Origin of the sequence: Enhydrobacter aerosaccus (assembly GCF_900167455.1) — a bacterium.
Lineage (GTDB): Bacteria > Pseudomonadota > Alphaproteobacteria > Reyranellales > Reyranellaceae > Reyranella > Reyranella aerosaccus.
The window spans coordinates 28,496-49,492 of record NZ_FUWJ01000018.1 but is presented as its reverse complement, the minus strand read 5'-3'; the positions used below and the strand labels follow the sequence as shown (position 1 = coordinate 49,492).

Genomic DNA, 20,997 nt, shown 5'->3' with positions numbered 1-20,997 from the left:
CAATCATGCATCAGCGCGTCAAAATCGACGCCCTGCCGGTCTCGTCTATGGACAGAATTTAGGCTGGAGTTCACGGTGCGAGTCTACCGTGAGTTGAGAGATGGTCATCGATCGGCTGATATTTTGCTCTGCCATTATGATCGTAGCGGCTTGTTTCAATATCGCAGCTGCTCAAGAGGAGCCTTCGCTCGAAGTGGACGTATCAGACAACGCAGCCGTCTTAAGGCTGCCCGGCGTCGAATATGAGTTTGACGATCCCGTCTGGTGCGGATCCACTATAGTCGCGTTCCCTGGAAAAGGGATGAACGGTGGGCGCGAATGGATCACGCTCTACGATATCGACCGCAAGACGGTAACCCGGCGCGATCGGCTGGAGGCAGGAATTGTCGCCTGTAATGCGGATGCATCGGAGGTCGTGACTCGTTCGTCAGGAACGGATGCAAGGATCGGTGGAGAGTACGCGCTTGTGGACAGGAACAAGCGAAGTGTCGGGCTGGGATATGCAGCCAATCTTCTGTCGGTCGATGGTGCTCGTCGCACTTTCATTCTGGCCCGTTCGCTCAACAAAGATCCCGATTGGTGGACGGGCACGATCGAATCCGTGAAAATCGCCGCCACTGCTGATGGCAAAGCCCAAATCGAGCGTTCCCGGACTTTCGGCGAGGCTTCTTCCAATATGGTTGCTGCGGCAGCGGTCAGCGGCGATGGGGAGACAATAGCCTATTCAGTAAGAACTACCCCGGACGCCGGTCGGTGGAACGATCCTTCCGCGCTTGATCTCTTTGTCTCTGCTTTCGGTGCCAGCAAGGGCTATCGACTTCCCTTAGACAGCCTCCTTAAGAAGGCGGAGACGGTAAAGTCTTTTTTCTTCGATAAAGACAAGCTGGCTGTGATCGGGGTGTCAGACGACAAGCACCTCGTCGTCGCGGTCTGCGCCATCGTTTCACATCGGCCTCGTGATTGCCGTTCTGCTCCTACTATTTTCAAGGATCCGGAATTTGAGTTCGTTGGCGTAGGTCGCGCGGGCTACATCTTCGGAGGCAGCGCGGGACGTGCTTGCATCGTTGAGGTGGCTCCTGACTGGGTCGGTGAGCTTCCCGCCGCGTGTCGAACGGGTGGCGCGCCGAGGCCACGATTTTGTGGTCTATGTCATCCGATAACCACGTATGTCGTTTCTCCCGACCGCCAATGGGTAGTGGTCAGAAGCAGGTTCCGCGAGGAGCGTTTAGGACAGTTCGACACCGAGTGGGCCGTCGTTCCATTGGCTGCCTACGAGGTGCATTAACCCGCGGACGTTGCCATTCTTCAGAGAAACGCGCTCCTACAACGCCAGGGACAGTCGCAGCTTCACCTGCTGGCGCTCGTAATTGAGGAGATCGAGCCCGCCGCCTGCCACGGTATCCTGGCCCCAGACTTGCGGTTCCCAGGCACCTGACACCGTGAAGCGCCGCGACACCGGTATGTAGAAGACCGGACCGACATAGAGCGCCTGACCGGCGAGAGTGCCCAAGGCGAGCCCGTCATAGGTTCTCAGATAGCGCGCCTCGCCGCCGACATAGAGCCACGGCATCACCTGTCGGCTGAACGCCACGGAGAAGGCGAGATTCGACAACTGAGTGACAAGCCCGGGCACAGAAGGACGATCGCTCTCGAAGTCATAATGGAGATTGAGCGCGACGAAGAGCTGGTTCGGAACCAGTGCCCGGTCGACGGCGAGCAGGAACGCCGCGCCGATGCGATCGCCGGCCACTCCGAGGGAAGGATCGATGAAGCCGACGAAGGGAGCGGCCATCAGGGTGAGTCCGACCGGCTGCGTCAGCCGATCGAGCAAATGAAATCGCATCTCCAGCGAGAGCGCATCAACGCCGAACTGATGCTGGTCGTCGACACCGGGAAGGCCGGCAACGTCCCAGCGGCCAACCTCGACCGACGGCGCGATCCGGAAATAGTCGGTCACGCCGTACTTGAAGGAGACGTTCGTCGTAACGGCGCTGTAACTATTTGCGTCTCGCCCAAATCCGCCGACGGTTTCGATCTCGACCTCGCGGTCGCCGCGCCGACCGATGTCGCTGCCCTCGCTGAAGCCGAACATATGCTCGGTGTCGATCTGGGCGTGGGCCATTTCTGCCAGCCCAGCCAGTACGAACACCATCACCCCGACTGCCACGCTGCGCCGCTCTAGCCCCCAGACCAACGCCACTCCCCCCGTTCGAGCGCGGGCACGCTAGGAGATGCCAGAGGCGGATACTATTGCGGGGCCGCTGTCCGGCTCCGAACCAGCACGGCCGGGAGGTGCTATTGGTCCCAAATTGGTCACCGCGGCATACCGAATCCGGCGCTATTTCCCCACGACACTCCCGCCGGAGAGACAGGTGGGGCAATGACAGGCGATCGCATGACTGTGGGACCCGAGCCAGGCAGGGCCGAGCCGGCCCGTAACAAGGCGGGGGATTTCACCGCCGGCCGCCGGCCGCCGCTGCAGGAGCAGGTCGATCCCGAGGCCGAGGCGCGCTTCAAGAAATCCATCGCCGATCTGTCGCGGCGGCTGAGCGAGCGGGCCGCGCAACAGGCGGACGTCGATCCCAAGGCTGAAGTGGAAGCGCGGCGCCGGGCCGCCCGGGCTTATTTCTCGACGCGGGCCCGACGCTGGAAAATGGTGTTGGGAACGGCGGGTGCGGCGACTGCTGCGGCCTGCATCGCCTGGCTGGTGGTGATGATTGCGGCGCCGCCCGACTCCGAGACGGCCGACGTGGCGGCCGCGCAGCCGGCGCGCCCGCCGATCCAGACGGCCGATCTTGCGCCGACGCCCAATTCACTGCCGTCACCGCCGTCGGGCAGCGTCGCAGCGACGCCTCCGGTCGACCCGCCGGCGTCGGTCGCGAAGCGCGATCCGACTCCGCTCACGCCGCCTCCGGCGATGCCTGTCGCACCTCCGCCGGTCGCACCTCCGCCGGTCTCATCAGCGCCCGTCGCACCGCTGCCGTCGCCATCTCCTCGTGATCCATCGCTTTCGCCGCTGGAGCCTGCTGTGGCGGTCGCGCCACCGCCCGCCTCCGTGACAGCAACCGATTCCGCGCCGGTCGCAACGGCGCCTTTCGATCCATCGGCACAGGCCCCAGCGCCCCTGCGCTCCGAGGAAGTGCGCGAAGCGCAGGGGCGGCTGCGCTCTTTCGGTTTCAATCCCGGACCGGTCGACGGCACACCCGGCCCCATGACTCGAGCCGCAATCATGCATTATCAGCAGGAGCGGGGGCTGCAGCAGACCGGGCAGCTCGATCGCGATCTGCTCGACCAGCTGCGCCGCGATCCGGCGCCGCAGCTGGCCGTGCGTCCCGATCCGCCGCCGCGGCCGCGCTACGCAACCCGTTCCGCCGATCCCTTCGCGCCGTTACAGCAGATCGGCGACAGCATCACACGCTGGTTCCAGTCGATCGGACGGTAAGCCGAAGGCGACCATAATAGGGAGCAGGGCGGCCGCCGCTTATCATGGCGGCATGAACGACGCCGCTCGCTTCGCTTCGCGTTTCTTTATGCTGGCGCTCGCGAGCCTCGCGAGCCTCGCGAGGAATTGGGTGAAAGCCTGTTGCTGCAGCGTTTCAGGCGCTTCCTCGCGAGCGGATTTTTTTCCGCGTCGAAGGCGGGGGAGTGGGGGGCGACGATGGGAAGAACGGCCGGAAGGCCTTGCGCCATCGGCACCGGAGACTTCCCAGCGACCTGGGAAGACTGGGAACCTAGCCCAGCGCCAGTTCCCGGTAGCCGCCGGCCGCCACTTCCTCGCAACGGGCGCGATAGGCGGGAGCGGAGCCGGTGTAACGCGCGACGGACCGGACATCCTTGCCCTCGACGTTGCGGTTGATGCCGGTCATCCAGGAATCGATCTCCATCGACAGCAGGCCATCGGCAAGCGCGAGCACGTGGTCGGTCCAGTCCTTGGCGGATTCGGGGCGGCACTCGGCGCGCGTCAGACCACGGTCCTTCATGTAGTGCAGGACGCCCGTCACCCATTCGACGTTGTACTCGATGCTGCGTGGAATGTTGCCCAACGCGGTGTGCGGGCCCACCAGCATGAACATGTTGGGAAAGCCTGCGACCTGCACGCCGAGGAAGGTCTGCAGGCCGTCCTGCCGCCATTTGTCCTTGAGCTTGAGCCCGTCCACGCCCCGGATGTCGATGCGGTCGAAGCTGCCGGTGATGGCGTCGAAGCCGGTGGCATAGATGATGATGTCGAATTCGTACTCGGCGTTCGTGGTCTTGATGCCGGTGGGCGTGATGCGCTCGATCGGCGTCTCCTTGATATCGACCAGGCTGACATTGGGCTGGTTGTAGACCTCGTAGTACTTGGTCTCGAGCGGCACGCGCCGGGTGCCGAAGCCGTGATTCTTCGGAATCAGCTTTTCGGCGACGGCCTGGTTCTTCACGCGCTGGCGGATCTTGCGGGCGACGAAATCGCTGAGCAGCGCGTTGGCCTTGCGATCGGTCAGGATGTCGCGGAAGTTGCCCTGCCAGATGCCGAATCCCGGTTCGGCATAGAGCTTCTCCCAGAAGGCTTCGCGCTCCTCCGGCGACACCTCGAAGGTGCCGCGCGGATCGGGCGTATGCAGGAAGCAGGCGTAGGTCGCCTCGCACCGCTCGAAGATCTCGGGATAGCGCGCCCGGATGCGGCTCATTTCCGCTTCGTCGATCTTGGCGTTGAGCAGGGGCGCGCACCAGTTGGGGGTGCGCTGGAACACGGTGAGCGTGCCCGCGGTCTTGGCCACTTCCTGGATCGTCTGCACGCCGGTCGCGCCGGTCCCGATCACCGCCACGCGCTTGCCTTCGAAGCTCACTGGCTCATGGGGCCAGCGGGCCGTGTGATAGGACTCGCCACCGAAACTCTCGATGCCCGGGATCTTGGGCATGGTCGGCGCGGACAGCGGACCGACGGCGGTGATCAGGAAGCGCGCCGTGTGATGGCTGCCGTCTTCCAGTGTCACGTCCCAGCTGCGCGTCGCCTCGCTGTAGTGGGCGGCCGTGACCTTGGATTTGAACTGGATGTCGCGGCGCAGATCGAACTTGTCGGCGACATGGTTGAGATAGCGCAGCGTCTCGGGTTGCGGCGAGAAGTGCTCCGTCCAGTGCCACTCGTCGAGCAGTTCCTTGGAGAAGGAGTAGCCGTAGGAGTAGCTCTCCGAATCGAAACGGGCGCCGGGATAGCGGTTCCAGTACCACGTGCCGCCGACTCCCGTGCCGGCCTCGAACACGCGGACCGTCATGCCGAGCTCGCGAAGCTTCAGGAGCTGGTACATGCCGGAGATCCCGGCCCCGACGATGATGGCATCGTAGTTCATGCGCGACTCCTCATTGTCCCCGCCTCCCCATTCACATGGGGAGGTGCCCCCGTAGGGGGCGGAGGGGTCATAGCCACTGGCGCGGCTCATGACCCCTCCGTCGCCTACGGCGACATCTCCCCCGATGACGGGGGAGGTAAACGCTGCTCAATCCAGGAGGCGTTGCACCACCTCCAACTGGATCTTCGCCGCCTCGACCATCTCGGCGATGGGCACCGACTCGTTCGCGGCGTGGCCCTGGGCACCCGAGCCTGGGCCAAAATTGATGATCTCAATTTTGTCGTCGGCGTAATAGCGTCCGTCGCTGACTCCGGTCGCATTGAGGAATTTGACCTTGCGACCGCTTTGCTTTTTCACCGCCGCCTCGAAGGCCGCGACCGCCTGACCGTTCTCCCGCGCGTAGAAGCCGTTGGTCCCCGTCAGGAACTCGACCTTGTAGAGCGACTTGGCCTCGCCGACGCCGTCGACGATCGTCTTCAGCTCCTTGAACGCGTCCTTCACCTTCTCGTCCGGCAGCAGGCGCCGATCGATCTCGACCGTGCAGGCGGAGGGCACCACGTTGGTGTTGTGGCCACCATGGAACATGCCGATGTTCACCGTCGACTTCATCGCGCCCGAGACGCGCTTGGCCAGCGCCTTGTCATAGTAGGACTGCAGGGCACCGACGAGGCGCATCATGCGCAGGATCGCATTGTCGCCGGCGGCGGGATTGCCGGCATGGGCGGCCTTGCCCTTGGTGGTGATGCGGGCCCACATCACGCCGCGCTCGGCTACGATCAGGTTGTTCTCGGTCTGCGCGCCCAGGATCAACGCGTCGGGACGCACCTTCCCGGTGTCGCGCAGGAACGACATGCCATCCGGTCCGAGGTTCTCCTCGTCGGCCACGAAGGTGAAGATCAATTCGCCCTTCTTTGGTCCGCCGCGGCGCGCGATCTCCTCGGCCAGCCAGAGCTGCACCGCCATGCTGCCCTTGCAGTTGCCGGCGCCGAGACCGTAGACGAGGCCGCCCTTCACCAGCGCCTTGTAGGGATCGCTCTTCCAGTTGGCGCGCTCGCCCACGCCCACCGTGTCGACATGGGCGTTGAAGGCGATGACCGGGCCTTTCGTTTTCGCCTTGAGGCGGGCCACGACATTGTCGACGCCCTTGGTCTTGGCGGCGATCTCGACCTTGTATCCGGCCTTCTTCAGCCGCTTGGCGGCGTAGGCGCAGATCTCGACCGACGTGCCGGGCGGATAGGGGCTCGGCAGCGCGATCAAATCGGACAGGATGGAGACGAGTTCAGCGGAGAGTTTCCTGGACATGACGGTATTTCCTCGATGAAGACAAAGGTGTCATCCCGAGCACGGCGAGGGATCCCTCGCTGCGCTCGGGATGACACGGCTATGGTTTGCGACGACGGCGATGGGCCATTAGCGATTGGCCAGCGCCTCCAGCACTTCGACAAGCACGCGGGTTCCGGCGGCAAGGTCGGCGGGCGTGGCGTTCTCGATCTCGTTGTGGCTGATGCCCCGCTCGCAGGGCACGAAGATCATGCCGGCCGGACACAGCTTGGCGAGATGCATGGCGTCGTGGCCGGCGCCGGACGGCATGTCCATGTGGCTGAGGCCCAGCGCCTCGGTCTTGGCGCGCACCAGGTCGACGACCTTGGGATCGAAATAGGTGGGCGCGACATTGGTCACGCGCTCGATCCTGGCGGGGCAGGGCTTGGCCCTGGTGGCGACGATCTCGCGCAACGCCTTCTCGTGTTCTTCCAGGACCGCATTGTCGGGATGGCGCATGTCGATCGTGAACAGCACCTTGCCCGGCACCGTGTTGGGCGAACCGGGCGAGACCTCGACGCGGCCGATGGTGAAGCGCAGCGTATCGTCGGCATCGGTCGTCGTCGCGTACATCGCAGCCGCAAGTCGGGTCGCGGCGGCAAAGGCATCCTTGCGCGCGCTGCGCGGCGTCGTGCCGGCATGCGCTTCCTCGCCATCGATCTCGACGATGTAGCGGCGGCTGCCCTGGATCGCCGTCACGACCCCGATCGTCTTGTTCTCGTTCTCGAGCCGCGGGCCCTGCTCGATATGCGCCTCGACATAGGAGTCGACGGCGAAGCCCGGCTTGCCGTCGCGCATCGGCGCCGGCGCGGCCTTCAGCGTCTCGGCCAGCGCGTCCTTCAGGGTGATGCCCTTCCAGTCCTTCACCTGCAGCATCTCGTCGAGCTTGTACGTGCCGGCGAACACCGCCGAGCCCATGGCGCCGGGCTGGAAGCGCGAGCCTTCCTCGTTGGTCCAGGCCACCGCCATGACGGGGCGTTTGGTCCGGATGCCGGCATCCTCCAGCGCCTCGAGCGCCTCGAAGGCGGCCAGCACGCCGTACATGCCGTCGAAGCGGCCGCCCGTGGGCTGACTGTCCATATGCGAGCCGCTCATCACCGGCGCCGCGTTCGCGTCGATGCCGGCGCGCTGTACGAACAGGTTGCCCATCACGTCGGTGAAGATCGAAAAGCCGCGCGCCTTGGCCCAGCTCATCAGCAAGTTGCGGGCCGCCGCATCCTCCGGCGACAGGGCCTGACGGTTCACGCCGCCCTTGGGCGTGCCGCCCAGCTTCGCCATGTCGGCATGCCGTTGCCACAACCGGTCTTCGCGCACCGCATTAGCGCTGCTCATTCCTTCTCCTCGCGCTTGTCGGCCGAGCTATACCGGCCCCATAGTCGGCCTTCAATCGTTGGCGTTTGCGAGGGGCCTTCCATGCACAATCATCTCGACCGCAATCTTATCGGCTATGGCCCCAATCCGCCGGACCCCCAATGGCCCAACGAGGCGCGGATCGCGGTGAGCTTCGTGCTGAACTACGAGGAGGGCGGGGAGAACACGATCCTGAACGGCGACGCGGCCTCGGAGGTCTTCCTGACCGAGACGCCGGGCGGCGTGCCGCTGCCGGGCGCGCGCGATCTGTCGACCGAGTCGGTCTATGAATATGGCAGCCGTGCCGGCTTCTGGCGCATCCTGCGCCTGTTCGGCGAACGCAACATGCATTTCACCTCCTGGGCGATTGGCCGGGCGCTCGAGCTCAATCCGGCGGCGGGCAAGGCCATGGCCGAGGCAGGCCACGAGGTGGCGAGCCACGGCTATCGCTGGATCAACTACAAGGACTTCACGCTCGACCAGGAGCTCGACCACATCAGGAAGGCGGTGCGGGCAATCAAGGAAACGGCCGGCAAGCCGCCGGTGGGCTGGTACACGGGCCGGCTGGGGATGAATTCGCTCAAGGCCGTCGTGCAGCATGGCGGCTTCCTCTATTCGAGCGATTCCTACAACGACGACCTTCCTTACTGGGTGCGCGTCGAGGGTACGCCGCATCTCATCGTCCCTTACACGCTTGAAGTGAACGACATGAAGTTCGCCGTCGCGCCCGGCTTCAGCGCTGGCGACGGCTGGCTACAGGCCATGAAGGATGCCTTCGACATGCTCTATGCCGAGGGCGCACGGCATCCCAAGATGATGTCGATCGGCATCCATTGCCGGCTCGCGGGCCGGCCGAGCCGCGCCGCGACCCTGGCGCGCTTCCTCGACTATGTCGCCTCCAAGCCCAAGGTCTGGGTAGCGCGGCGCGAGGAGATCGCGCGCCACTGGATGACGGTGCATCCGGCCGGGACCTGACCGGCCGTCCACTCAGCGCGGCGTGCTCATGGCCTTGCCGTCGTCGCGCAGCCAGACATAGATCGCCGGGATCACCAGCACGGTGAGGGCGGTCGAGGAGGCGAGGCCGAACACCAGGGAGATCGCCAGGCCCTGGAAGATCGGGTCGGCGATGATGAAGGCGGCGCCGATGATCGCCGCCGCCGCGGTGAGGAAGATCGGCTTGAAGCGGATGGCACCCGCTTCGAGCAGGGCATCACGCAGGCCCTTTCCTTCCGCCCGCAGGCGCTGGATGAAGTCCACCAGCAGGATCGAGTTGCGCACGATGATGCCGGCAAGCGCAATGAAGCCGATCATCGAGGTCGCCGTGAAGGGTGCGCCCAGCATCCAGTGGCCGAGCACGATGCCGATCAGGGTGAGCGGCACCGGCGTCAGGATCACCAGCGGCAACCGGTAGGAGCCGAACTGGGCCACCACCAGCAGGTAGATGCCGAGGATGGCGACGCCGAAGGCTGCGCCCATGTCGCGGAAGGTGACGTAGGTCACCTCCCACTCGCCATCCCACAGCAGCGACGGCTTCGATTCGTCCTTGGGCTGGCCGTGATAGTGAACGGGCAGCAGTCCGGCCTTGCCCCAGTCGAGCTTGGCGATCTCGTCCTCGACCGCGAGCATACCGTAGATGGGCGCCTCGAAGCGGCCGGCGACGTCGGCCTGCACCATCTCCGCGAAGCGGCCGTCGCGGCGGAACAGGCTGTAGGAGCCGGGTTCGCGCTTCACGGTCACCACGTCGCCCAGCTCGACGTTGCGTCCCTGGCGCGTCGTGCCGCCGGCCGCGAGCGGGGTCGACAGGATGCGCTCGCCCAGCCATTCGGCGCTGCGCGGCAGCTTGACCACGATCTCGATCGGCTTGGCGCCGTGACCGCGCTGGGAATAGCCCACTTTCACGCCGCCGAGGACAGCGGCGATGGTGTCGTACACGGCCTGCTCGTTGACACCATAGAACTCGAGGTTCTCCTGGTTGATCTCGAAGCGCACTCGCTCCCCGGGCTGATGGAAGGTGTCGTCGACATCGACCACGAATGGCACCTTGGCGAAGGCTTCGCGGACCTTCGCCGCTGCATCGCGCCGGGCGGTCTCGTCGTTGCCGTAGATCTCGGCCAGCAGGGTGGCGAGCACCGGCGGTCCGGGCGGCACCTCGACCACCTTCACGACCGTGCCCGGGAGCTTGGGCAGACTTTCCAGGCGCTTGCGCACGTCGAGCGCGATCGCGTGGCTGGCGCGGCTGCGCTCGCCCTTTGGCAGCAGGTTGATCTGCAGGTCACCCTGGTCGGGGCGGCTGCGCAGATAATAGTGCCGCACCAGCCCGTTGAAGTTGAACGGCGCCGAGGTCCCGGCATAGAGCTGCAGGGAGGTGAGTTCCGGCAGATCCTTCAGGCGCTCGGCCGCCGCCGTCAGGAAACGCTCCGTATCCTCGAGGGTGGCCGATTGCGGGAGGTCGACCACGACCTGCAGCTCCGACTTGTTGTCGAAAGGCAGCAGCTTGACCGTGACGTCGCTGGTGGCGAACAGGGCGCAGACCGCCACCGTGGCCGCGGTCGTCGCAGCGAGGAACACCTTGGCGCGGTGACGGCCGGTCAGCAGCGGGCGGGCGATGCGCAGATAGAAGCGGCCGAGAGCGCCGACCTCGTCATGATGCGCGACCTCGCCCGACGCCGCGGCGCGCGCGACATGGCGTCCGGCGATCCGGATCAGCAGCCATGGCGTGATGACGACGGCGACGAAGAAGGAGAACACCATCGCCATAGAGGCGTTGGCGGGGATCGGGCTCATGTAGGGCCCCATCATCCCGCTGACGAACATCATCGGCAGCAGGGCCACGACGATGGTGAGGGTGGCGACGATGGTCGGATTGCCGACTTCCGCCACGGCCTCGACCGCGGTCGTCTCGAGATCGGCGCCCCGCTTGGCCTGCCAGTGGCGCACGATGTTCTCCACCACGACGATAGCGTCGTCGACCAGGATGCCGATCGAGAAGATCAGCGCAAACAGGCTGACGCGATTGATCGTGTAGCCCATCAGCCAGGAGGCGAAGAGGGTGAGCAGGATGGTAGTCGGTATCACGACCAGCACGACCAGCCCCTCGCGCCACCCGACCGTAAGAGTGATCAGCAACACGATCGAGACAGTGGCGAGCGCAAGGTGGAACAGGAGCTCGTCGGCCTTCTCGGTTGCCGTTTCGCCGTAGTTGCGGCTCACGGTCACGGTGACGTCGGCCGGTACCAGCCGACCCTCCACGGTCTTCAGCCGCCCCATGATCTGATCGGCGACGATGACGGCATTGGCGCCGCGCCGCTTGGCGAAGGCGACGGTCACCATCGGGCGCTTATCGAGTTGCCCCGACGCTGTGCGGTCGAGCGCCCAGGTATGGTGGCCGGGTTCCGCCGCGCCGACCACGACGGACGCGACGTCCTTCAGATAGACAGGCCGACCGTCGCGCGAGGTCAGCAGCAACAGCCCGATGTCGGGCACGCCCTGCAAAGTCTGGCCGGCAACGACGGGGACGTTCTTGTCGAGTTGCCGGAAGGCACCGACGAGGAAGGAGCGGTTGGCGTTGTTCAGCTTGTCGACGAGCTGGTTCAGCGTGATGCCGTAGAGCGCCAGCCGTTCCGGATCGGGCTCGACGCGGATCTGATTGGGGCTGCCGCCGACGATGTAGCTCAATCCCACATCGTCGACCTTGACGAGCTCGTGGCGCAGCTCGTCGGCGATCTGGAACAGGCCGTTGTCGGTCCAGCGGGCAGCAGCCTCCGGCTTTGGCGCCAGGGTGAGGGTCACGATCGCCACGTCGTTGATGCCGCGGCCGACGATCAGCGGCTCGGGAATGCCCTTGGGAAGATCGGCTATGTTGGCGCGGATCTTCTCGTGGATGCGCAGGAGGGCCGTATCCTGGTCGGTGCCGACGAGGAAGCGTGCCGTCACCAGAACCTGATCGTCGTCTGTCGTCGAGTAGACGTGTTCGACGCCGCTGATGCCCTTGACGATGTCCTCGAGCGGCTTGGTGATGAGTTCGATCGCATCGCCGGCCTTGTAGCCGTTGGCGCTGACGATGATGTCGACCATCGGGACGCTGATCTGCGGCTCCTCCTCGCGCGGCAGGCCGAGCAGAGCCAGCACGCCGACGATCAGGGCCGCCACCAGGAACAGGGGCGTCAGCGGCGAGGAGATGGTCGCGCGCGTCAGCAGGCCGGAAAAACCGAGTTTCATGGCCGGACCACCACGTCGCCTTCGCGGACACCAGCCAGGATCTCGACGCCGCCCTCGACCGGCAGGCCGACCTGGACGACGACTTCCTCGCCGCTCTTCAGCTTGAGGTAGCTGACGCCGAAGCGGCGATAGACATAGCCTTCCGGCACCACCAGCGCGTCACGCTGGCCGGTGGCCACGTAGGCACGCGTGCGCTCGCCGACGAAGTAATCGCCCAGCCCCTCGACATCGGCATCGGCGATCACGCGGCCCTGATCGATCTGCGGATAGACGAGTCGGACCGTGCCGCGCCGCAGCGTCTCCTGTCCCTGCTGCTGGAGGCCGCGCGCGCCGATCAGGATCGCGTCGCCGACCTTCATGAAGCGCGCATGCCGCTCCGGCAACTGCAGGCGCAGGATGTAGTTGTCGGTCGCCAGGGTGGCGATGGTCTCGCCGGACATGACGACGCTGCCGATGGCAATGGGCACGTTCAGGATACGTCCGGCTCCAGGCGCCAGCACCGCACCTTCCGTCGATTGCTGATTCACGACCTCGCGATCCGAACGCAGCGCCTGCAGCATGCGTTCCGCCGCCTCCAGCCGCGTCCGGGCCTGGTCAACCTGCGCCTGCGACGCGGCGCCCGAGGGTCGCAACTGCTGAACGCGGGCGAAATCGATCTGCGCCTGCTCTCGTATCGCCGCCTGGGCTTCGTTGCGCGATTCGAGCGCCTGTATCTGCAGCGCAAGCTTGGGATCGACGACGGTGGCGATCTGCTGACCCGCCTGCACCGCATCGCCTTCGCGGACTGTGAGAGCCGTCACGGTCCCGCCGATACGGGCGCGTGCCTTGAGCTCGCGGATCGGCTCGACGGTCGCGATCACGGCCTTGCGGTCGTCGACCAGTCGGCGCGTGACGGCGACATCCTGTGCCGCCGCGGGCAGATGGAGTCCCAGCAGCGCGCCGGCAGCAAGGAGAGCTTTGCGGATCATTCTCGCGATCTTTCTGATGGTCGGGCTTGACAGATATATTAGTTAAAACTAATTTAGCAAGTATGAATGTTGAGGACGTCAAAGCGAAAGCGTCGGAGGCGGCGGCTTTCCTGAAGTCGATTGCCAATGATCGGCGGCTGATCGTGCTGTGCGAGCTGTCGGAGGGTGAGCGGTCGGTCGGTGAACTCGAGGCCGTCGCTGGCTTGAGCCAGTCAGCGCTGTCGCAGCACCTGGCCAAGCTGCGTGAAGCCGGCATCGTCAAGACACGGCGCGAGGCGCAGACCATCCACTATTCGCTCGCCAATGACGGCGTGAGGCGCCTGATCGGCGTCCTCTACGATCTGTATTGCCGGCCCGCACGACGCGGGCGGTAGCCTGTGAAGGAGATGACCATGTCCATTGATCGTGCGGTTCTGGCTTTTGCCGGTGTGATGATTTTGGTGAGCCTCGCGCTGAGCCAGCTCCACAGCCCTTACTGGCTGTGGTTCACGGCCTTCGTCGGACTCAACATGGTGCAAGCCTCGTTCACCGGCTTTTGCCCGGCGGCGATGATCTTCAAGCGCCTCGGGATGAAGGCCGGCTGCGCCTTCTCCTGACGTCTGCGGACGCTCGAGGCGCTGTCGGAATTCCAGATTGCGAACGATCTCACGAGATTGACATCGCATGCGCGTCTGCGCGCGCGATCAAGATGTTGTGGATTTCAGCGAAGGCGAGATTCCGCGCATTTGTCCCAAGGCTGTTCCCGCAGACCGAATAACGTCGTTGCATCACATGCACTAATCGGAAAGATCAGAAGGCGAGCGGGAAGGGCGTTCGTCGGCAACGCGAGCTCATCGCAAGCGAGATTGTCACGGAATCCAACGTACAACCGAATGCGCGAAAGTATCACACATCCTGTGAAGTACGCGGCGACAGCGTGTATGCAGTGAAGCATCCTGCGGATGTCGATGAGTCGTTCTTCGCAAATGTAGATGGGAGCGACGCAAAGAAATTGCGCACAAGATGTTGGGTGCGTTCACTTCGAACAGGTAGGATGAAGAAATCCACAAATAGAGGGTTTACTCCGGCGCAATTCGTAGGAATCATGCGACCGCGTGAGAACAACAGCTCGTTTTCCCTTCCTGCTGGTGCTGCTCGCAATCGCTGGCTGCACCAAGCCTCCCGTCCAAAGTCAGTCCGCTTCTTCCGTTGCGGCTGAAGACATGCGCCTACGCGAGATCGATGAGCGCAAGGACGAGATGATGCGGCAGCTCGCGGTCTGCGAGACGGGCGGTCATGGTGATTCCTACACGCCGATCTATGGCGGCCGCGGTGCTTTCGTCGGGCGGTTCCAGTTTTCCCCGCGCACCGTCATCAATTACGTGCAGCAGATGGATGGCCGGACGCTCTCCGTGAAGGAGGCGGTTGCGCTCGCTCACGACTATCAGCAGGCGGCCGAACTGGCGAAGTTCGTGATCTTCGAGAAGGATGGCGCCTGGAATTGGCCGCTGTGCAATCGCAAGCTCGGGATCGCGCAGCAGGCCGCGGATATCAAGGCAGCCGCCGCGACGACCAGCGGCGGCGCTGCCGTCGCCCAAAATTCGGGACGCTGACTACAGCGAACGTCGTCAGTCGCGTGATGCACGGTCAGCCGCGCCGTGCAGAGTCGTCCACGGGATAGGGCCCCTCTTCGAACGTCTCGCTGTGATAGCCCTTTGAGCCCACGGCCTTGGCGAGCGGGCTACGGATATCGTTGTCCTTCTCCAGCTTGTCGAGGATGGTGCGGAAATCAAAGTGCGGTGCCCAGCCGAGATCGCACCGTGCCCGCGCGTTGACATAGACGCGATCGACGGTCGGCATCATCGTCCAGCCGCGTCGTTCATAGATCGGGACATAGTCCGGCACGTATCGTCGCACGACCGCAGTAGCGTCGGCACGCAGATCCGCCAGGTCGTGGCGACCGAACGGTGTGGTGGCGCTGACGATGTAGCGGCCGAAGCCGATCTGCGCGGCCTTCGCCGCCGCCTGCAAGTGCGCCTCGACGACATCTTCGAGTTCGACACGGCGGAACAGGAATTCGTTGGCCTTGAGATTGGCATCGTCATAGAGGGCGCGGGCGTCGGCACTGTCGTCTTCCTCGGGAAAGAAGCGCGAGGTGCGCAGCACGATCGACGGCAGATCCTGGTTGCGATGGAAGAGGTGGCAGAGATCCTCGCCTGCCGCCTTGGTGACGCCGTAGATGTTCTTCGGCACGGGCGGCACCTCTTCGGTGATCCAGGCACACGGCGCTTCCGGAGGCGGGATCAGGGCATCGCCGAACACGCTCGTCGTGCTGGTAAAGATGAACGCACGGACCTGTCGGCGAACCGCTTCCTCCAGCAGCGTCAGCGTCCCGGTGATGTTGGTATCGATGAAGTCCTGCCGGCTGTGCGTCGCGACATGCGGCTTGTGAAGGGCGGCGGCATGAAACACCACCTCCACGCCGGCCATGCAGTCGGCGATACAGTGGCGATCCGCGATTCCACCGACGCGACTGGTGAAAGGTCCGGGGATGATATCGAGACCAACCGCATCGTGGCGCAGGCAGGCGAGACGGCGCATCAGCGCCTCTCCCAGATGACCGGAGCTGCCGGTGACGAGAGCCTTCATGCTTCCGTCCTTCCACTTTGGGCTCGCCAGCACCACGTATAAGATATGCGTGTCATGGAACCGGATATTCCTTTGCCGCCGCGGCCGGCACTGGGACGCGCCCTGAGGGCGTGGCGGCAAGCGCGTCGCGTCAAGCAAGGTCACGCCGCCGAGCTGCTCCACGTATCGCAAGCCACGATCTCGCGTTGGGAGAGCGGACGCCAATCGCCATCAGCCCGCGAAGCAGCCCGGCTCCGCGAGATGCTGGGCGCGACACCGGATGGCGCAGCCGATGCCGCCCTGCTGCAACTCGTCGTCAGCAGCAGGCTGCCGGTGCATCTGATCTGTGACGCGACCCATCGCTTGCTGGCGGCGTCGCGGCCGCGCGCCCAGGCCTGGCAGGTCAGTCCGGAGAGTCTCCACGGACTGTCGTTGTGGCGCTACGCCAGCGAGGATATCCAGCACGCTGAACGGCAACTCGCCGATCTCGGCTGGTATGAGCCCGCGGCCGCGCCCGTGATCCTGAGCACGGGCGCGAACAGATATGCCGAGGTGCCTATTCGTCCGAGCCAGGTACGCTGGACGCGACTTCGGCTGTCCGACGGGTCCTATGCCCGCCTGGTCGAGACCATGCACTCCGGCAGCGAACCGGAGTGAACGTCTAGTTGGCCAGCCGGTAAAGCTTCATCGCGTTGTCCCGGGTAATCTTGCGCCGTGTTTCGGCGCCGATGCTGTCGAGCTCGCGATCGAGGAACTCCTGCGAATCCGGCCAGATGCCGTCCGGATGCGGATAATCGGAACCCCACATGACATTGTCCTCACCCAGCAGGTCGAGCAGCCGGATGCCGACGGGATCGGTCTGGTATGTGGCGTAGAACTGCCGGTGCCAGTACTCGCTCGGCTTCATCTTGAGATCGAGATCCTTGAACTGGTCTTCCCATTCGAGATCCATGTGCTGCAGCACATAGGGGATCCAGCCGAGACCTGCTTCGCCGATGACGATTTTCAGGTTCGGATAGCGCTCCGGCGCGCCCGAATAGATGAGCGCCATCAGCATGTAGCTCATATGCATCTGGAAATGCGTGATGTGCGCGGCCTGGACGCGACGGACCACGTGATGCGGCATCTTGCTGGTATCGGGAGACCGGCCGCCGATCGTGTGGAAGTGAATGGGAATGCCAGTCTCGTGTGCCGCTTGCCACAACGGTTCCCAGAACGGATCCCAGAGCGGCGTCATGTCGGGCTTGTTGGCGACGTCGAAGCCGCGCACGCCGCGCCTGGCGTTGCGCATCATCTCGGTGACGGCGACGTCCATGTCGTGGTTGGGAATGTTGGCGAGACCGATCAGCCGGTCCGGTGCGGCTTTGCAGAATTCGTGCAGCCAGTCGTTGTAGATGCGCAGCACCTCGGTCGAGGCCTCCGGATCGTTGAGGCGGCCGCTGGCGCCCAGGATGCCGTACAATACCTCGGCCTGCACGCCATCGCGATCCTGATCCTTCAGGCGCAGATCGGGCTCGGTGAGGCGGCGAATCCCCTTCTTGCCGTCGTCATAGAGACCCGTGGAAGCCATGCGATCCGAACGATGGATGACACCGGGCACATATTCGCGCCCGGCCGAGCCCATGCCGTTCACGAGGCCGAACTTCGCCCCCTTGCTGCTGGTCCACTCCGGTCCTTTCGGACCGTCGACAACATAGGGCATGCGGTCCTTGAAGGCTGCCGAGGCATTGCGGGTGAAGAGATCAGGCGGCAGCCAGATCAGATCGACATGGCCGTCGGCGGAGATGACGTCGTATTTCATTGGCGCGTTCCTCCTGTCGTAATCTTCCTCCTGGCCGGCGAGAGTCGACAAGAAGGCAAATCCGCAGATCGAAGTCTGGGCGGCCGCAACTGGCCGCGCCTGTCGGGCAATCCGCCTGAATCCTTACGCTGGTACAAGTGAGGCCGTTATGCTGGTAAGTGCGTAACCAGCGTGTTCACCGCTTGTCGATCGGCCGAGCTCGCGCGAAGAGGGCGGGCGACTTCCTGTCGGCTCCGGCCGTGCCCCATCGCGGCTCGGAACAGAAAAATTGGGCAACAGACAGGACGTTGCGGTGCTGCAAGCCGCGCGCTAACCACAAGGCGTGAACATCCCCGACAAATCCCTCGCCACGACGCAGTGGCTCGACCGCTTTGCGCGTGCGCTCCAGCACAACGACATCGCCGCGGCGCTGGCACTGTTTGCTGACACCAGCTATTGGCGCGATCTCGTCGCGTTCACCTGGAACATCGTCACCTTCGAAGGCCAGGACGCCATCGGCAACATGCTGCAGGCCCGGCTTGCCGACGTGCAGCCTCACTCCTTCGTGATCGACGGAGCCGATGGCTGGTTCACATTCGAGACTGAAGTGGGCCGCGGACGTGGCCATCTTCGGCTCAAAGACGGCAAGGCCTGGACCTTCCTGACGGCGCTGACCGAACTCAAGAGCTTCGAGGAGAAAAGCGGCCCGACCCGCGAGATCGGTACGCAGCACGGCGCCATTCCCAATCGTGTGACCTGGACCGACCGGCGTCAGGCCGACACAGCGGAACTCGGCATCACTCGCCAGCCTTTCGTGCTGATCGTCGGCGCTGGTCAGGGCGGCCTTGGCCTTGGTGCGAGGCTCAAGCGTCTGGGCGTGCCGACGCTGATCGTCGATCGCCACGAGCGCCCGGGCGATGCCTGGCGCAAGCGCTACAAGTCGCTCTGCCTGCACGATCCGGTCTGGTACGACCACCTGCCTTATCTGCCATTTCCCGATCATTGGCCGATCTATACGCCCAAGGACAAGATGGGCGATTGGCTCGAGGCCTACGCCAAGATCATGGAACTCGACATCTGGAACTCCACCGCTTGCAAGAGTGCGGCGTGGGATGAGGTCAGGAGCGAATGGACGGTCGAAGTCGATCGCGCGGGCGAATCGTTCACGCTCAAGCCCAAGCATCTCGTGCTGGCGACCGGCATGTCCGGCTTTCCCCAGGTGCCGCGCTTCCCGGGGGCCGATCGCTTCAGGGGCACGCAACATCATTCGAGCGACCATCCCGGCGGCGAAGGATGGAGCGGCAAGCGTTGCGTGGTGGTCGGCGCCAACAACTCGGCGCATGACATTGCTGGGGATCTCTGGGAGCACGGTGCCGATGTCACCATGATCCAGCGCTCGCCGACGTTGGTGGCGCGCTCCGAGACGTTGGCCCGTATCGGCCGTCCGCTCTATTCAGAGGAAGCGGTGCACGCCGGCATCACCACCGAAATAGCGGATTTCACCGCCGCGTCATGGCCCTACGCGTTGCAGCCGGCCGCGGCACGGCCGGTCACGGCACAGATGAAGAAGGAGGACGCCGACTTTTACGATCGCCTGAAGGCGGCCGGATTCCAGCTGACCTTCGGCGAGGACGAAACTGGCATTGGCCAGATGTATATGCGCCGCGGCTCCGGCTACTACATCGATGTCGGCGCGTCGGACCTGATTGCAGATGGCCGCATCAAGCTCTGCGCCGGAGTGGAGATCGATCACCTCACCGAGAGCGCAGTCGTTCTGAAGGATGGTCGGGCGCTGGCGGCCGACCTCGTGGTCTATGCCACCGGCTATGGTTCGATGAACCAATGGGCCGCCGCGCTGATCTCGCAGGAAGTCGCCGACAAGGTCGGTAAATGCTGGGGTTTGGGATCGGATACCGCGAAGGATCCGGGCCCGTGGGAGGGCGAATTGCGCAACATGTGGAAGCCGACCGCCCAGGAGGGGCTCTGGTTCCACGGCGGTAACCTCGCGCAGTCGAGGCATTACTCCCGCTACCTGGCGCTGCAGCTCAAGGCGCGGCTGGAACGAATTGCCACGCCCGTCTACGGCATGACGCCGGTGCATCATCGGGCCTGAGCGACACACACGGGACTGACGATGGCGAAAAAGATACTGCGTGCCTGTCTTCTGCTGGCGACCTTGACCGGCCTGGCCGGATGCATGTCCTACTTCAGCGATCCCGTCGGATCGAATATCGATCTTGGCAGCACGCTGAGCGGTGCACAGGAAGTCCCGCCGACCGACAGCAAGGCTGGCGGTTATCTGACCGCGCTCTATTCGACGTCGACGCATATCTTCAAATGGCGTCTGGTGGTGAACGCCCTCAGTTCGCCGATCCGGCGCGCCGAGTTCCATGGCCCCGACGCGCTCGGCCAGGACGCGGCGCTGGTCGAACTCTATGCGCCGTTCGACGGTACCACCCACGCCGGAAGCGCAACGCTCACGCCCCAGCAGGCGGCCGATCTGCTGGCGGGCCGTTGGTACATCGACATCAAGACCGAGAAATTCCCGGACGGCGAGATAAGGGGCTTGGTGAAACGGACCTCGGGCCGTCAGAAGGAGTAGTTCCAGCCGATCCACGCGCAGAGCGCGCGGCCCATCACCTTCTCGAGGTCCTGGCCCTGCAGCCAGGGCAGTTCCTCGGTGAAGAAGGTCACGCACTGGCGATAGCTGCAGGGCATGCGGGTGATGTCGGTGCCCCAGAAGACGCGATCGGGGCCGAAGGCATCGAAGATGCGATGCAACCCGTCCTGGATGTTGCGAAACGGGTAGGGTTCGGTCGAGTAATGCGGTGCCCCTGTCGCCTTGACGGCGACATTGGGCAGCTTGGCCAGCGCCAGCATCTCATCGAGATGGATGAAGGCTTCGGCGTCTTGGCCGAGCCGATTGAGTCCACAATGGTCGAGGATGAGCTTCAGCCTCGGATAGCGCTCGGCGATGGAGCGGAACTGCTTGAGGAAGATGCCGCCCATCATGGCGACGGCCAGTCCTTCCTTCTCCGCTTCCGGCCAGATCCAATCCAGCGCGCCTTCGTGCAGCAGCTTCTGCTCCTCCGGCTGCAGCAGCGCCCAGCGCAGGCCTATCATGCCGGGTTGATCGCGCCAACCATGGATGAGCGTGCGGTTGGCCGGATTGCGGGGATCGAACTGGCCCATCACGGCAAAGCGATCGGGATATTTACGCGCCGCCGCCAGCGCCATCTCCTGGGAGCTCGGATCCCAGGAGAGGGGCGGATGGATCAACGCCGCATCGACGCCCGCCTCGTCCATCTCCTTCAGCATGTCCTCGGCGGTGACCTGCGGGATCTTGCGATGCTTGCCCGTCGGCGGCGTGACGGTCTGCGACCAGATATGCACCTGCGCGTCGACGATCTTCATTGGCTTTGCCTCC

Annotated in this window: 18 protein-coding genes; 9 read left to right on the top strand and 9 right to left on the bottom strand. The window is 64.4% G+C overall.

Annotation, left to right across the window (positions count from 1 at the left end; genetic code table 11):
* Nucleotides 1-100: 100 nt before the first annotated feature.
* The gene (locus B5D62_RS31315) at nucleotides 101-1,285 is read left to right on the top strand and encodes a hypothetical protein (protein WP_085938030.1); all 1,185 of its coding nucleotides are present in this window, start codon (nucleotides 101-103) and stop codon (nucleotides 1,283-1,285) included.
* Nucleotides 1,286-1,321: 36 nt separating this feature from the next.
* Here the strand turns inward: B5D62_RS31315 and B5D62_RS31310 are convergent, their stop codons facing one another.
* Nucleotides 1,322-2,167 (bottom strand): hypothetical protein, encoded by an 846-nt coding sequence (locus B5D62_RS31310; protein WP_139374194.1) that lies wholly within the window; start codon nucleotides 2,165-2,167, stop codon nucleotides 1,322-1,324.
* A gap of 228 nt (nucleotides 2,168-2,395) precedes the next feature.
* On the opposite strand from B5D62_RS31310, the gene B5D62_RS31305 reads away from it, so the two are divergent.
* Complete coding sequence (locus B5D62_RS31305; protein ID WP_139374193.1) at nucleotides 2,396-3,442, top strand: peptidoglycan-binding domain-containing protein; 1,047 nt, start codon at nucleotides 2,396-2,398, stop codon at nucleotides 3,440-3,442.
* 289 nt (nucleotides 3,443-3,731) lie between these two features.
* Here the strand turns inward: B5D62_RS31305 and B5D62_RS31300 are convergent, their stop codons facing one another.
* From B5D62_RS31300 to B5D62_RS31290, 3 genes are all read right to left on the bottom strand, one after another.
* A complete protein-coding gene (locus tag B5D62_RS31300) occupies nucleotides 3,732-5,327 on the bottom strand; it encodes a flavin-containing monooxygenase (protein WP_139374192.1) in 1,596 nt (531 codons plus the stop codon).
* Nucleotides 5,328-5,474: 147 nt separating this feature from the next.
* Nucleotides 5,475-6,629 carry a M20 family metallopeptidase gene (locus tag B5D62_RS31295; protein WP_085938026.1) on the bottom strand — a complete coding sequence of 385 codons (1,155 nt, stop codon included), beginning with the start codon at nucleotides 6,627-6,629 and terminating at the stop codon, nucleotides 5,475-5,477.
* Between the two features lie 108 nt (nucleotides 6,630-6,737).
* Nucleotides 6,738-7,979, bottom strand: coding sequence for a Zn-dependent hydrolase (locus tag B5D62_RS31290; protein WP_085938025.1), 1,242 nt, complete (start codon nucleotides 7,977-7,979; stop codon nucleotides 6,738-6,740).
* Nucleotides 7,980-8,060: 81 nt separating this feature from the next.
* Between B5D62_RS31290 and puuE the strand changes: the two genes are divergently transcribed.
* Complete coding sequence (gene puuE / locus B5D62_RS31285) at nucleotides 8,061-8,972, top strand: allantoinase PuuE (protein ID WP_085938024.1); 912 nt, start codon at nucleotides 8,061-8,063, stop codon at nucleotides 8,970-8,972.
* A 12-nt stretch (nucleotides 8,973-8,984) separates the two neighbouring features.
* On the opposite strand, the gene B5D62_RS31280 is transcribed toward puuE, so the two are convergent.
* Nucleotides 8,985-12,215, bottom strand: a complete 3,231-nt coding sequence (locus tag B5D62_RS31280) for an efflux RND transporter permease subunit (RefSeq protein ID WP_085938023.1) — start codon at nucleotides 12,213-12,215, stop codon at nucleotides 8,985-8,987.
* The gene (locus B5D62_RS31275) at nucleotides 12,212-13,183 is read right to left on the bottom strand and encodes an efflux RND transporter periplasmic adaptor subunit (RefSeq protein WP_085938022.1); all 972 of its coding nucleotides are present in this window, start codon (nucleotides 13,181-13,183) and stop codon (nucleotides 12,212-12,214) included. Before B5D62_RS31275 ends, B5D62_RS31280 begins: the two co-directional genes overlap by 4 nt.
* 62 nt (nucleotides 13,184-13,245) lie before the next feature.
* On the opposite strand from B5D62_RS31275, the gene B5D62_RS31270 reads away from it, so the two are divergent.
* The 3 genes from B5D62_RS31270 (at nucleotide 13,246) to B5D62_RS31260 (ending at nucleotide 14,775) form a co-directional block, all read left to right on the top strand.
* Nucleotides 13,246-13,557 (top strand): ArsR/SmtB family transcription factor, encoded by a 312-nt coding sequence (locus B5D62_RS31270; RefSeq protein ID WP_085938021.1) that lies wholly within the window; start codon nucleotides 13,246-13,248, stop codon nucleotides 13,555-13,557.
* An 18-nt stretch (nucleotides 13,558-13,575) separates the two neighbouring features.
* Nucleotides 13,576-13,779 carry a YgaP family membrane protein gene (locus tag B5D62_RS31265; protein WP_085938020.1) on the top strand — a complete coding sequence of 68 codons (204 nt, stop codon included), beginning with the start codon at nucleotides 13,576-13,578 and terminating at the stop codon, nucleotides 13,777-13,779.
* Between the two features lie 606 nt (nucleotides 13,780-14,385).
* Entirely contained in the window at nucleotides 14,386-14,775 is a 390-nt protein-coding gene (locus B5D62_RS31260; protein ID WP_085938019.1) for a hypothetical protein, read from the top strand.
* Nucleotides 14,776-14,809: 34 nt separating this feature from the next.
* Here the strand turns inward: B5D62_RS31260 and B5D62_RS31255 are convergent, their stop codons facing one another.
* Nucleotides 14,810-15,811, bottom strand: a complete 1,002-nt coding sequence (locus B5D62_RS31255; RefSeq protein WP_085938018.1) for an NAD-dependent epimerase/dehydratase family protein — start codon at nucleotides 15,809-15,811, stop codon at nucleotides 14,810-14,812.
* A 54-nt stretch (nucleotides 15,812-15,865) separates the two neighbouring features.
* On the opposite strand from B5D62_RS31255, the gene B5D62_RS31250 reads away from it, so the two are divergent.
* Nucleotides 15,866-16,447, top strand: a complete 582-nt coding sequence (locus B5D62_RS31250) for a helix-turn-helix domain-containing protein (RefSeq protein WP_085938017.1) — start codon at nucleotides 15,866-15,868, stop codon at nucleotides 16,445-16,447.
* A gap of 4 nt (nucleotides 16,448-16,451) precedes the next feature.
* Here B5D62_RS31250 and B5D62_RS31245 read toward each other — a convergent pair whose 3' ends face one another.
* Nucleotides 16,452-17,591 carry an amidohydrolase family protein gene (locus B5D62_RS31245; RefSeq protein WP_085938016.1) on the bottom strand — a complete coding sequence of 380 codons (1,140 nt, stop codon included), beginning with the start codon at nucleotides 17,589-17,591 and terminating at the stop codon, nucleotides 16,452-16,454.
* Nucleotides 17,592-17,913: 322 nt separating this feature from the next.
* Here B5D62_RS31245 and B5D62_RS31240 point away from each other — a divergent pair, with 322 nt between their 5' ends.
* Complete coding sequence (locus tag B5D62_RS31240; RefSeq protein ID WP_085938015.1) at nucleotides 17,914-19,683, top strand: NAD(P)/FAD-dependent oxidoreductase; 1,770 nt, start codon at nucleotides 17,914-17,916, stop codon at nucleotides 19,681-19,683.
* Nucleotides 19,684-19,704: 21 nt separating this feature from the next.
* Nucleotides 19,705-20,172: a CHRD domain-containing protein gene (locus tag B5D62_RS31235; protein ID WP_085938014.1), complete on the top strand. Its 468-nt coding sequence runs from the start codon at nucleotides 19,705-19,707 to the stop codon at nucleotides 20,170-20,172.
* On the opposite strand, the gene B5D62_RS31230 is transcribed toward B5D62_RS31235, so the two are convergent.
* Nucleotides 20,160-20,984 carry an amidohydrolase family protein gene (locus tag B5D62_RS31230; RefSeq protein WP_085938013.1) on the bottom strand — a complete coding sequence of 275 codons (825 nt, stop codon included), beginning with the start codon at nucleotides 20,982-20,984 and terminating at the stop codon, nucleotides 20,160-20,162. The genes B5D62_RS31235 and B5D62_RS31230 overlap by 13 nt on opposite strands.
* Nucleotides 20,985-20,997: the final 13 nt, after the last annotated feature.